Consider the following 12,684-nt stretch of genomic DNA (forward strand, 5'->3'; position numbering starts at 1 on the left):
GATCATCCAGGACGATGGAACTGATCGACGCTACCCGCATGGTCGCGGGCTCCACGATGGGAACGGAGCCGAGCGGACGGGAATCGCTCGTCGTCGTCGTCGTCGTCGTCGTGCTCAGGGGCACGTTTCGCCTGCCCGCGCCGGGTGAGCCGGTGCGTCTCGCCGATGCGCAACTGCCGCTCGTCATGGCCGATACGTTCACGCGGGACGTGCACTGGTTCATGGACCGGCTCTACGTGGCGACGGTCTCGACGCCGTACACGTTGCAAGGACGATACCTCGTGCCCGTTGACTTCGGGGAAGCGGGAACGCCGACCTGCTTCAACTTGTGTTCGGCGGGCGCAACGCTAGGGTCGATCGGCCACGACGATGTCGCCTCGTTCGATGGCGCCGCATGTCGCCGCTACGACTGAAGTCCGCCGTGAACGCCCGCCCGCCCGTCCTCGCCATTCTTCACCAGCACCTCGAAGACGCCGCCTGCCTTCGCAACACGCGCTCGACCCTCGTCCGCGCCCCGCACGTGAAGCTCAGGCACCTCGGCCGTCTCGACGAGCGCATCGCCGCGCACCTCGACGGCATCGCCGTGGCGGGACGCGCGGGTGCGCAAATGAGCATGCAGGCGCTCGATCGTCCCGGCAGGGGCGAGCTCTTCACTGCGGCAGTCGGCTGCATCGAAGCGCACGCCGCCAAGACGTTGCTGCAACTCATCGCGCTGAGCGAGGCAGTGCCCGCCGCGCGATCCGGCCTTCACTCCGCGTTCGGCTGGGTCTCCGCGAGCCGCCTGCAGGAGACTGTCGGCGCGCTGCTGGAAAGCGACGATCCCGCCGCGCAGCGCGCCGGCATCGCGGCGTGCGCGCAACATCGCGTGGACCCGAAGCGTTTCCTCGATGCGGCCATCGCCTCGCAAGACGCCGCCGTGCGCGCACGCGCGTTGCAGTGCGCGGGCGAAACCGGCCGCATCGATCTGCTCGCGTCCTGCATCGCGCATCTGGGCGACGAAGACGCGTCATGCCGCATTCACGCCGCCACAGCCGCGCTGCTGCTCGGCGATCGACGCGCGTCGCTCGACGTGCTACAGGCACTCGCGCTCGCGCATGCCGACGCCGCCGCCGACGCCGCCACCGCCGCGCTCGCGGCGAGCACGCTGCCGCCCGGCGACGCCCACGCGCTGCTGCAACGCATCGCCGCGCAGCGAGACAGCAAGCGCCTTCTGATCCGCACCGTCGCTCATGCAGGCGATCCGCACTACATCCCCTGGCTCATCGAACTCATGCAGGACGACCAGTTCGCGCGCGTCGCTGGCGAGAGCTTCAGCCTCATCACCGGCGCAGACATCGCGTGGCTCGATCTGGATCGCAAGCCGCCCGCGCATTGGCCGTCGGGTCCGAGCGACGACCCGAACGACACCGATGTCGCGATGGACGAGGACGACGGCGCGCCGTGGCCCGACGCGGACAAGATCGCGCAGTGGTGGCGGGCGAACGCATCGCGATTTCAGAGCGGCCAGCGCTATTTATGCGGCGCGCCGCCATCGCGAGCGCATTGCATCGGCGTGCTGAAGGATGGCTATCAGCGACAGCGCATGGCCGCCGCGCGCCACCTGTGCCTGCTCGATCCGGGCGCGCCGCTGTTCAACTGCGCCGCGCCCGCATGGCGGCAGCAACGTCGTCTCGCGATGCTTTAAATCCGCGCACGCTGGATCGTCTTCCTAGCGTGATCTCATGCTCACGCGAAGGAGTCGTCATGGCAACCAGCAGTCAGAAGTTCATCGGCCGCAATCGCGCACCGCGCGTGCAGATCGAATACGACGTCGAGACCTACGGCAGCGAAAAGAAAATCCAGCTTCCGTTCGTGATGGGCGTGATGGCGGATCTGTCGGGCAAGCCGGCCGAGGCCCTTCCGCCCGTCGAACAGCGCAAGTTTCAGGAAATCGACATCGACAATTTCGACAGCCGCATGAAGGCGATGCATCCGCGCGTCGCGTTTCAGGTGCCGAACAGGCTGACGGGCGAGGGCAATCTCAGCGTCGATATCACCTTCGAGAACATGGAAGACTTCTCGCCCGCCGCCGTCGCCCGCAAGGTCGATGCGCTCGCCAGATTGCTCGAGGCCCGCACGCAGCTCGCCAATCTGGTGATTTTCATGGACGGCAAGAACGGCGCGGAAGAACTGATTGCGCGTGTGCTCGACGATCCCGCCTTGCTCAGCACGCTCGCCAAGGCCGCGCCGCCCGCAGCCACGGCAGCGGCCGCCGAATGAGCCCTGACAGGAGACGATCATGTCCGATATTCCGCAAGCCGCTGCGTCGTCAGGCGAAGCGCCGTCCGCCTTGCAGGGCGCGATGCTCGAAGGCGACGATCTCGCCGCGCTGCTGAACCGTGAGTTTCGTCCGAAGAGCGACGAGGCCAAAACTGCCGTACAGATGGCCGTGCAGACGCTTGCGCAGCAGGCGCTCGCGCAGACGCAGATCATTTCCGGCGACGCGATCCGCTCCATTCAGGCGATGATCGCCGAGATCGATGCGAAGCTGACCGATCAGGTCAACGAAGTGATTCATCACCCGGACTTTCAGAAGCTCGAAGGTTCGTGGCGCGGCCTTCATTATCTGATCAACAACACTGAAACCGACGAGATGCTCAAGATTCGCGTGATGAACATTTCGAAGAAGGATCTCGGCAAGACGCTCAAGCGTTTCAAGGGTGTCGCGTGGGACCAGAGCCCGTTGTTCAAGCAGATTTACGAGCACGAGTACGGCCAGCTCGGCGGCGAGCCGTTCGGCGTGCTGATCGGCGATTATTACTTCAACCAGACACCGCCGGATGTCGAGTTGCTTGGCGAGATATCGAAGATCGCGGCGTCGGCGCATGCGCCGTTCATCGCGGCTGCCGATCCGAGTCTCTTGCAGATGGATTCGTGGCAGGAGCTTGCCAATCCGCGCGATCTGACAAAGATATTCGGCACGCCGGAGTATGCGAGCTGGCGTTCGCTGCGTGCGTCCGAGGATTCGCGATACATCGGCCTTGCGATGCCGCGCTTTCTGGCGCGCGTGCCGTATGGCGCGCGGACGGAGCCTGTCGACGAATTCGATTTCGAGGAAGACACCGGGTCGGCGGATCACACGCGTTATACGTGGGCCAATTCGGCTTACGCGATGGCTGTGAACATCAACCGCTCGTTCAAGCTGTATAGCTGGTGCTCGCGTATTCGCGGGGTGGAGTCGGGCGGGGCGGTCGAAGGCTTGCCGGTGCATAGTTTCCCGACCGACGATGGCGGTGTTGACATGAAATGCCCGACTGAGATTGCGATTTCCGACCGGCGCGAAGCGGAATTGGCGAAGAACGGATTCATGCCGCTGATTCATCGCAAGAACTCGGACTTTGCGGCGTTCATCGGGGCGCAGTCGCTGCAAAAGCCGTTCGAGTATGAAGATCCGGATGCGACGGCGAATGCTGCGCTTGCGGCGCGCTTGCCGTATTTGTTTGCTTGCAATCGCTTTGCGCACTATTTGAAGTGCATTGTGCGGGACAAGATCGGGACGTTCAAGGAACGCTCGGACATGGAGAGCTGGCTGAACAAATGGATCACGCAGTATGTGGATGGCGATCCGGCCAATTCATCGGAGCATACCAAGGCGCAGAAGCCGCTCGCTGCGGCGGAAGTCAAGGTGCAGGAAGTGCCGGGAGCGCCCGGGTATTACACTTCGCAGTTCTTTTTGCGGCCGCATTATCAGTTGGAAGGGTTGACGGTTTCATTGCGGCTGGTTTCGCGGTTGCCGTCGGCTAAGCAGGCTGCTTGAAGGTCGTTTTGCGGGGAACTTCTTTTCGTGGCGACATTTGTGAATAAGTTCATCCACTCAGAAACTAATCACTAAAAGCAAAGCAACGACAACGACAACGACAAAATAAAATGCAAAGTCAAGAGCACAGACAGAGAACTAGGGCGAGGGTAGACCACTAGCCAGAAGCCAAAAGCTAGTTTGCATGATTCGCGAGCAAGGATTCTTTGTGGGCTTCTTTGATTGATGCACGTTAGCTTGAGGCTCTGTGGGGCTTGCTTGTCGCGTGGGGCGTATACACGCGGTTGGTGTTAGCGAGCCAAGGGGCTCGGAGGACGTGAGTAGTCAGTGGGCGCGGAAGGTGATTCAAGGCTCTTTACAAGCTGAGTGCCACCGGTTTTCTACGGAGTGACTACACTAATCAGTGCATTGTGCGGTTCGAAGAAAAGCTGCTTTCTTTGGTTACTTTCTTTGCAGCGGCAAAGAAAGTGACCCCCGCCCCGGGGAGGGGCGAGCTAATAGACCGACGCGATATCAAGTTCACCGCAAGAGATCGAAAGAAAGTGAACCCGCCCGCACAAACGGGCGCACCACTAGACCAACACAAACACAAACACAAATCTCAACGAACTACCGTCGTTTCCGGCGAATCCAGAACCCACACCGCGAGAGCGGTGAAATTATCGCGAGCGGCATCGCGAATATGCCCGACCATCGCCTCAAGCCAGGCCGCCGGCGTCCGAGCCCGTCCGATAGCCTCGATCATCACCGCTTCATCGAGATATTCCCAAAACCCATCGGTACAGAGCAAAAACGCATCCCCGTCGGCGACAAAGAAAGCCTCTTCCGACGCAGCAATCGACAAATCCTCCGCCGTCCCGAGCGCAGAGAACAGCACATTGCGTCGCGGATGCCCGCGCACATCCTGCATATCGAGCAAGCGAGCATCGATCATGCTCTGCACGAGACTATGATCCTGCGTCTGCACGACAGTCGCGCCACGCCGGAAACAATAAAGACGCGTATCGCCGCAATGCGCCCACGCCGCCACGCCCGCCGCCTGATCGATGCCCAGCAGCGCCGCCGTCGAGCGCATCTGCGACAGCTCGCGGTCGTGTTCCTGCGCGTCGATGATCGCGTCGTTGGCGCGCAAGAGCACGCGCAGCAGATTGAGGCCAGTGAGCGCGACGCCCGTCGCCGCAACCCGCGTCAACTCCGCGATGACCGTATCGACCGCGATGCGCGATGCCGTATCGCCGCCGCCATGACCGCCCGCGCCATCCGCAACCACGCTCGCGTACAGCGTGCCGTGCCGCCATTCGCCATACGCATCCTCATTGCGGGACCGGCCGCCTACCTCGCTCACGCTCGCGGTTTGCAGTTGCATGTCGATTCTCTCGTCAGCGGCGAGCGCGCCGGTTCAGTGCGTCGATCTGCGCCTCATATGCCGCGACGAACGCGCGGCCGAAAAGCGTATGAAAATCCTCGGTGGCTTCGCGCGAAAGCTGCCCATACATCTCCGTGAAGCAATCCCAGCAGCGCGCGCGGCGGCTCAGTCCCGGCAGCAAGCCATCGAGCATCGAGCGGCCGGAAAGGCGCGCCTCGATGCGCTCAGGCTCGAAGCGCTCGAAGACGCCATCGAGCGCGGCGCGCATGCCCGCCATCATCCCGACCTGATGCGCCCGCAAGTCGGCGTAGGCATCGTCGAGGGCGGCGGCGGGCGGCATGAAGCCGCGCATCGGCGGATTCAGCAAATGCGCCAGCGCCGCCTCCACGTTCGGCGAAAACTTGAGCGGGTTGTTGTCCGCCGCGGCGATGATCGTCGCCTCCGTGCGCATCTCGCGCTTCAGCGCGGCCCGGGCCGCCAGCAGTTCGAGCGTGCCGCGCGTCGCTTCGCGCAACAGCTGGCCGACGAGCTGCAGCAGCGCCGGCGACAAAGCGTCGATACGCACGCCCGGCGCGTCGAGGCCGCGCAGAAAGGCATCGACGAGCGCGCGGTCGTCGGACGGCGGCGCGGCTTGCCTCTGCACAGCGGAGGCAGGGCGCGGCGGCGTGAACGCGCTATGCAGTTCGGACCCGGCATCGGATTGCGTCGCGGGCGGCTCGACCGGACGCACGCCACCCGTCAGGCTCGCGAACGGATCGGCGTCGTGAGCGGTGTTCGGCTGCGAGAGAGGATCGATAAGCGGATCGACAACCGGATCGATCAGCGGACCGGCACGCGCGCCAGCACCGAGATCGAACATCTCGTCGATCGAGCGCTTCGACGCGGGGTCGTCGAACGAGAAGTCGAAGTCGCCGCCGGCTTGCGGCAAGGGCGCGGGCTGCGCGCGCAGCAGTTCGTCGGCGGTCTCGGGTTCCGGCGCAACACGCTCCCGCGGCGCGGCGTCGAAGAGTCCGGCGAACGGATCGTCCGATGACGGTTCGCTGCTCACGGTATCGTCGTCGCCGGACACATCCACGCGCAACCGATAGCCGCCGATCTGCACTTCGTCGCCATGCGCGAGCGGCACGTCCTGCCCCGGATCGAGCGGCGCGCCATTGACGAGCGCCGGGTTGCTGCCGCGATCGATCAGCCGATACCGTCCGTCGCGCCGCACGATCTGCACGTGCAGACGCGATACGGTGCGCTCGGCGTCGTCCAGCACGAGGCGGTTCGCCGCCGCGCGGCCGACGGTCCCGCCATCGGCATCGAAGGTCGCCGCGAGCGGCACGCGCGGCGGCTGTCCGTTATGAAGCGTCACCGTGAGCGTGAGCATGATTCAGTCGAACGCATAGACGAAGTCGTCCGCGCGCGCCGAAAGACGAATGTGCGCGAGCGCGCGGCCTTCCGCGAGGCGCGTCAGATACTCCATCGAGATGCGCGGCAGCACGGTGTTCGTCAGCAGCGCGTCGATCACGCGCCCGCCGGATTCCGCTTCCGTGCAGCGCGACACGATGAGCTTCACCGCGTCGTCGTCGTAATCGAACGGAATGCCGTGATTGTCCGCGACGCGGCGGCGGATGCGCGTGAGCTGCAGGCGCACGATGTCGGCCATCATCGCGTCGGAAAGCGGGTAATAGGGCACCGCGACCAGCCGCCCGAGCAGCGCGGCGGGAAACACGTCGAGAAGCGGTGCGCGCAACGCGCGGGCGAGCGATTCCGGCGCGGGCGGATTCGCCGGATCGCGGCACATCGACATGATGAGCTCCGAGCCGACGTTCGACGTGAGCAGGATGATCGTATTGCGGAAGTCGATCGCGCGGCCCTCGCCGTCCTCCATCCAGCCCTTGTCGAAGACCTGAAAGAAGATCTCGTGCACGTCGGGATGCGCCTTCTCGACTTCGTCGAGCAGCACGACGCTATACGGCCGGCGGCGCACCGCCTCGGTCAGGATGCCGCCCTCGCCATAACCGACGTAGCCGGGCGGCGCGCCCTTCAGCGTCGACACGGTATGCGCCTCCTGAAACTCGCTCATGTTGATGGTGATGACGTTCTGCTCGCCGCCATACAGCGTTTCCGCGAGCGCGAGCGCCGTTTCCGTCTTGCCGACGCCCGACGTTCCCGCGAGCAGGAACCCGCCAACCGGCTTGTCCGGATTGTCGAGCCGCGCGCGCGATGTCTGGATGCGCCTTGCGATCATTTCGAGCGCATGACGCTGGCCGATCACGCGGCGGTCGAGCGCATCGGCGAGATTCAGCACGGCGGCAAGCTCGTTCTTCAACATCTTGCCGACCGGGATGCCCGTCCAGTCCGCGACCACGCCGGCGATCACACCCGCATCGACGCTCGGCAGGATGAGCGGGGCATCGCCCTGAAGCTCGGCGAGACGCGCCTTGAGCGTGGCGAGCTTCGCAAGAAGCGCATCGCGTGAGTCCGAGGGCGAATCGACCGCTTCGCCTTTGCCCCGGAGCGTCGCGCGCAGCGACAGCAATTCGCCGACGACGCGCTTCTCTTCCTCCCAGCGCAACTCCAGGCCGCCGAGCGCATCGCGTTCGCGGGCGAGCAGCGCGGCGGCATCGGCGGCGCGCGTGCCGGTATCGACGCCCGCATTCGCTTCCCGCGCGACGATCTGCGCCTCGACTTCGAGCGCCTCGATGCGGCGGCGGCAATCGTTGACCTGCGGCGGCGTGGCGTGCTGGCTGACGGCGACGCGCGCGCACGCCGTATCGACGAGCGATACGGCCTTGTCCGGCAACTGCCGCGCCGGAATATAGCGATGGGACAGCCGCACGGCCGCCTCGATGGCCTCGTCGAGCAACTGCACGCGATGATGCCCTTCGAGCACCGCCGCGACGCCCCGCAGCATCCGCACGGCCTTGTCCTCGTCCGGCTCCTGAACCTGCACGACCTGGAACCGCCGCGTGAGCGCCGGGTCTTTCTCGATGTGCTTCTTGTACTCGGCCCACGTCGTCGCGCCGATGGTGCGCAGGTCGCCGCGTGCAAGCGCGGGCTTCAGCAGATTGGCCGCGTCGCCGGTTCCCGCCGCGCCGCCCGCGCCGACGAGCGTGTGCACTTCGTCGATGAAGAGAATCACCGGCTTCGGGCTCGCCTGCACTTCCTCGACGACCTGCCGCAAACGCTGCTCGAACTCGCCTTTCATGCTCGCGCCCGCCTGCAGCAGGCCGAGATCGAGCGACAGCAGCGCGACTTCGCGCAACGGCGGCGGCACGTCGCCACGCACGAGCCGCTGCGCGAAGCCTTCGACGACAGCCGTCTTGCCGACGCCCGCTTCGCCCGTGAGGAGCGGATTGTTCTGCCGCCGCCGCATGAGGATGTCGACCAGCTGGCGGATTTCGTCGTCGCGGCCGGTGACGGGATCGAGCGCGCCGCGCCGCGCCTTGTCGGTGAGATCGGTCGCGTACCTGCGCAGCGCGTCCTGCGGCGCCGTGCCGCTTCCCGCCGCGTCGGCTGGCGGCGCGAACGTCGGAGCATGCGGCTCGTCCTCGCCGTCTTCGATCGATCCCGCCACGATGCGCGCGAACTCGTCGGACAGATCGTCCGGCTTGATGCGCTCGAATTGCCGCGACATGCCGAAGAGCACGCTGCGCAGTCGCGGCGTCTTCAGCATGCCGACGAGCAGATGCCCCGTGCGAACCTTCGTCGCGCCGAACAGCAGCGCACCGTAGACGAAGCCGCGCTCGATGGCGTCGCTGATGTGTTCCGAGATATCGGAGATGGAGGTCGCGCCGCGCGGCAGGCGATCGAGCGTCGCGGTCATCTCGCGCGAGAGCACGGCGGCATCGATGCCGTAGTGCGCGACGATCCGCTGCCAGTCGGAGTTCGGCGTCTCGACGATCTGCGTGATCCAGTGCGCGAGCTCCACATACGGGTTGCCGCGCATTTTGCAATAGACCCTCGCGCCTTCGACGGTCTTGTAGCCGAGCTTGTTCAGCTTGCCGAACAGCGCGACGCGACTGATTTCCGCCATCGTCCGACTCCTTTTTCATGGAAGCGCGCGCGCCGTCCGAGCGCGTCCTCATCCGATAAGACGGCGCGGCGGCGGGCTTTTTCAAGGGGCTTTCGCTTCGGCGTCCAGCTTGAGATCGGCGCAATCGGCGCAATCGGCGTGTCGGGATTTCAGGCCGAGCCACGTCGAAATACCGAGCCGTCCATAGCGGCCGATTTGCGCGGTCGGGACGTCGTCGGCGGCGAGCACGAGTTGTGCATCCCACGCGAGTTCGCCATTCAGATGCTGGCGCACGACCGCGACGAGCGTCGGCAATGCGTCGCCGCCCGGCAAGAGCGATTCGAACTGCGCGAGCGATAGCGGCCCGATCACGAGCCGGAACGCATGCTGACGATCCCACACCGCGCGGCCCAGCACCGCGCCGCGCCCGAGACATGCGCCCTTGCGCCGCAACGCGGCACGCTCGTCGGGCTGCAAGGTCATCCAGTGCCCGCGATACGGCGCGACGCGCACCGGCACGCGCAGGAGCGCGCCGGCGATCGCTTCGAGCGCGTCGGCGGGGCGCGTCTGCATGTTCCAGAGGCCCGCGAAATGCAGCTTGGCGTGATCGGAGACCGCATCGCGACGACGGTTCGCCTCATCGGCGAGACCGATCAGCGCGCCCGTATAGAACGCGAAGCGGTCGTGGCCCGGCCGGTCCAGCGCATTGACCGGCCGGCCCTGCGCCCACGCGCGATAAAACAGCAGCAGAAAGCGATGCAGCAGCGCATCGAGCAGCCGCGCGAACGCCCGGTCGCCGTGATGCAGCCCGCGCTCCCGGATGAAGTCGGTCAGATGCAGCGGCAGCGGCCCGTTAGGGCCGAGATAGCCGAAGAAGCGCTGCGCGAGGCGCGGGGCGCGGGCTCCGTTCGCGTGCTCAAGCGCGGCGAGCGGCGCGGGCGCGAACGCCAGCGACACGTCCTGCGCGAGCCGCACCGGCTCGTCCTGAGGGCGCGCGCCGGCTCCGAGGCGCGGCAGGTGCGGCGTCATGGCCTCGATGTGCCGCATCACCCGATAGAAATCATGCCGATGCGGCGCGGCGGCGACGGCATCGAGCAACTCGGTCAGCTCGCGTGAAAGCGCAGGCGGCGGCTCTTCGCGGGCCGCCTCGCTCAGAAGATGGCTCTCGTGCCGCATCGCGGTGGCAACCGCAGGACTTCGCCGCGCGCGCTCGTCGAAAGCACCGTCTGCACGAACGAATTGATCGACACGTAGCGCGCGAAGAAGCGGTCGAGCACACAGCCGAACAGCCACGCGCTGCCGCCCTGAAACGCGAGATCGTCGACGCGCACGCTTATCGTCAGGCCGCGCCCGAACGCAATCGGCCCCGGCATCGGCAAACGGCGCACGACGGGTTCCGCATCGACTGCGACGACGCCCGCGACTTGCGCACGGCCCGCCTGATCGACATCGGCCACATGCAGCGCGAGGAGCGCGCGAAGCGCGGCGGCGGCGTCGCAAGAGCCGTGGCCGATCGACAGATAGTGCAGCGAGAGCTGATCGATCAGACGCCAGCTTCGCGCCGCGTCGAGATTCGCCGGCGCGGGCCGCGACGGGCCGCTCACGCAGCGCACATCGGTGACGGGCGCGGCGACATCCAGCGCAAAGCCGTCGCGCGGCATCAGGAGCGGCAGGTCGCGATTGGTGCAGAGCGTCGCGAACGCAAGCTGCCGCAGCGAGCCGCGATACGGCGCGGCGTTCGGATCGACGATCGATACATACGTCTCGCTGCCGATGTACTCCGTGCGCGCGCCGCTCTTCTTGCGCCCGGCCGGCACGATGCGCGGCTCGCGCTCGGTCGTGAAGTAGGCTGCGTCGCCGGGGCGGTCCGCGAAGAAGTCGCCGTAGAACGCGTGGAACGTCTGCTCGGTGTCGTCGTTCGCGCCATAACCGGACACGCCTGTCACCGAATGCACTTCGTAATCCAGCGGATGCGTGCGATCCGGGACCACATGAAAGCGCGCGGCGGCGTCCGTCACGAGCGCGCGGTCGGCCTGCTTCGGGAAGAGATTGATCGCAGGCACGCAGTCGAGCAGCACACTGTCTTTCGTGACGATGCGTTCCAGCGCCGCATCGCCCGTAGCGAGCAGGAAGGTCAGTTCGATCTCGCGCGCCGCGAACGACGGCAACACGCCCGCCAGCCCGGCGATGCGCGCGAAGCGGAAGCGCTCGGGCAATGCGAAATACTCGTGCAGCAGGCGATAACCCTGGAACGCGTTGGGCGTCACCGGCAAGAGGGCTTCGGCGTCGCTGAAGCCCGCCGGCGCGAGCGCGTCGGCGGGCAGCGCGGCGAGCTTGCGGCTCGGGCGCTCGGGCGTCGATACGGCAATCGCGAGCGTGCCCGCCATCACCGCTTCGTACAGGCGATACGCCGTTTCGTCGCCGCCCGCGAAATAGAGGCTGAGCGCGTCGAGACCGAGCGCATCGAAGGAGAAGCCTTCGGCCGCCGATAGCCGGATGCGCAGCGCCCCCTGAACACGCCTCGCGATCGCGCGTGTTTCCGGCAGCGCCGCGAGCGGCAAGTCCTGCACCTGCGCGAAGTAGCGCGCTTCGGTCAGCTCGACGGGCCACAGCGTGAGATCGGCGGCGGTGCGGAATTCGCAGGGCGTGGCTTCGGCCGACTTCATCGGCGCGATCAGCGCGGCGCCGCGCGGCACGACGAAGCCATCGGCGAGATTCGGGCTCGCGAGATCGGGCGCGAGACGCGCGACGAGCATCGAGGGCGTCGGACAAGCGGCCTGCGGCAGCACCACATGCGTAAGCTGCTGCGTGAAGCGCGGAAACTCCTCTTCGATCTTCAACTGCACGCGCGCGGCGAGAAACGCGGTGCCTTCGAGCAGACGCTCCACATACGGATCGGCAACGTCGATGCCGTTCATGCCAAGCCGCGCCGCAATCTTAGGAAACTGCTGCGCGAACTCCGCGCCCATCTCGCGCAGATGCGCAAGCTCGGTGTTGTAGTGACGCAGAAGGCGCGGGTCCATGTCAGCGCGGCAGTTCCATGACGGTGATGCCGCCTTCCTCGAGATCGATCTGCGTGCGCAGCGCGAATTCGAGCGGCACCGGTTGCGCCCACAACAGGCCGCGTATGACGAGCGCGATCTGGTTGTGCATGTCGAGCACGGAGCGGTCGAGCACCGGTTCGATTTCGAGCGTCGATGGATCGATGCGCGGCTCGAAGCGTTCGATGGCCTGACGGATCGCCTGCTCGAGCATCACCGTGTCGATGGTCGAGGCGAAGCGCCCCGACAGGCACGGCAAGCCGTAGTTGAGCACGGAGGCGAACGCATGCGCGAAGTGTTCCTCGCTGATCGCGCCGCCGAGACTCGTCGTGTTGAAGAGCCAAGACACGTCGCGCAGCACCGCCGCGCGCAGGCTTCGATGCGACATGAACCGTCCGCTGGCGGGATCGGCTAAGGAGGCGGGATCGTCGTCGATCAGGCGATCGAGCAGCGACGGCTGCAGGCGGTCGGCATCCAT

Annotated in this window: 10 protein-coding genes; 4 read left to right on the forward strand and 6 right to left on the reverse strand. The window is 66.0% G+C overall.

Annotated features, from left to right (window positions below; all coding sequences use genetic code 11):
• Positions 1-14 precede the first annotated feature (14 nt).
• The 4 genes from P9255_RS00735 to tssC all read left to right on the forward strand — a co-directional run bounded on the left by P9255_RS00735 (position 15) and on the right by tssC (position 3,796).
• A complete protein-coding gene (locus P9255_RS00735; RefSeq protein ID WP_309768341.1) occupies positions 15-413 on the forward strand; it encodes a hypothetical protein in 399 nt (132 codons plus the stop codon).
• A complete protein-coding gene (locus P9255_RS00740; RefSeq protein WP_309768343.1) occupies positions 395-1,684 on the forward strand; it encodes a TIGR02270 family protein in 1,290 nt (429 codons plus the stop codon). The genes P9255_RS00735 and P9255_RS00740 overlap by 19 nt, the downstream gene beginning before the upstream one ends.
• A 59-nt stretch (positions 1,685-1,743) precedes the next feature.
• Positions 1,744-2,259, forward strand: a complete 516-nt coding sequence (tssB, locus tag P9255_RS00745; RefSeq protein WP_309768344.1) for a type VI secretion system contractile sheath small subunit — start codon at positions 1,744-1,746, stop codon at positions 2,257-2,259.
• An 82-nt stretch (positions 2,260-2,341) separates the two neighbouring features.
• Complete coding sequence (gene tssC, locus P9255_RS00750) at positions 2,342-3,796, forward strand: type VI secretion system contractile sheath large subunit (protein WP_309768919.1); 1,455 nt, start codon at positions 2,342-2,344, stop codon at positions 3,794-3,796.
• A 601-nt stretch (positions 3,797-4,397) separates the two neighbouring features.
• On the opposite strand, the gene P9255_RS00755 is transcribed toward tssC, so the two are convergent.
• The 6 genes from P9255_RS00755 to tssE all read right to left on the reverse strand — a co-directional run bounded on the left by P9255_RS00755 (position 4,398) and on the right by tssE (position 12,684).
• On the reverse strand, positions 4,398-5,162 hold the full coding sequence (locus P9255_RS00755) for a protein phosphatase 2C domain-containing protein (RefSeq protein WP_309768345.1): 765 nt from the start codon (positions 5,160-5,162) through the stop codon (positions 4,398-4,400).
• A 13-nt stretch (positions 5,163-5,175) separates the two neighbouring features.
• Positions 5,176-6,534 carry a type VI secretion system-associated FHA domain protein TagH gene (tagH, locus tag P9255_RS00760; protein ID WP_309768348.1) on the reverse strand — a complete coding sequence of 453 codons (1,359 nt, stop codon included), beginning with the start codon at positions 6,532-6,534 and terminating at the stop codon, positions 5,176-5,178.
• A 3-nt stretch (positions 6,535-6,537) separates the two neighbouring features.
• A complete protein-coding gene (gene tssH / locus P9255_RS00765) occupies positions 6,538-9,186 on the reverse strand; it encodes a type VI secretion system ATPase TssH (RefSeq protein ID WP_309789029.1) in 2,649 nt (882 codons plus the stop codon).
• An 81-nt stretch (positions 9,187-9,267) separates the two neighbouring features.
• Positions 9,268-10,341, reverse strand: coding sequence for a type VI secretion system baseplate subunit TssG (tssG, locus tag P9255_RS00770; RefSeq protein WP_309768352.1), 1,074 nt, complete (start codon positions 10,339-10,341; stop codon positions 9,268-9,270).
• Positions 10,317-12,188: a type VI secretion system baseplate subunit TssF gene (tssF, locus tag P9255_RS00775; protein ID WP_309768353.1), complete on the reverse strand. Its 1,872-nt coding sequence runs from the start codon at positions 12,186-12,188 to the stop codon at positions 10,317-10,319. The genes tssG and tssF overlap by 25 nt, the downstream gene beginning before the upstream one ends.
• Before the next feature lies 1 nt (position 12,189).
• Positions 12,190-12,684 (reverse strand): type VI secretion system baseplate subunit TssE, encoded by a 495-nt coding sequence (gene tssE, locus P9255_RS00780; protein WP_309768355.1) that lies wholly within the window; start codon positions 12,682-12,684, stop codon positions 12,190-12,192.

Source organism: Caballeronia sp. LZ019, assembly GCF_031450825.1.
Classification (GTDB): domain Bacteria; phylum Pseudomonadota; class Gammaproteobacteria; order Burkholderiales; family Burkholderiaceae; genus Caballeronia.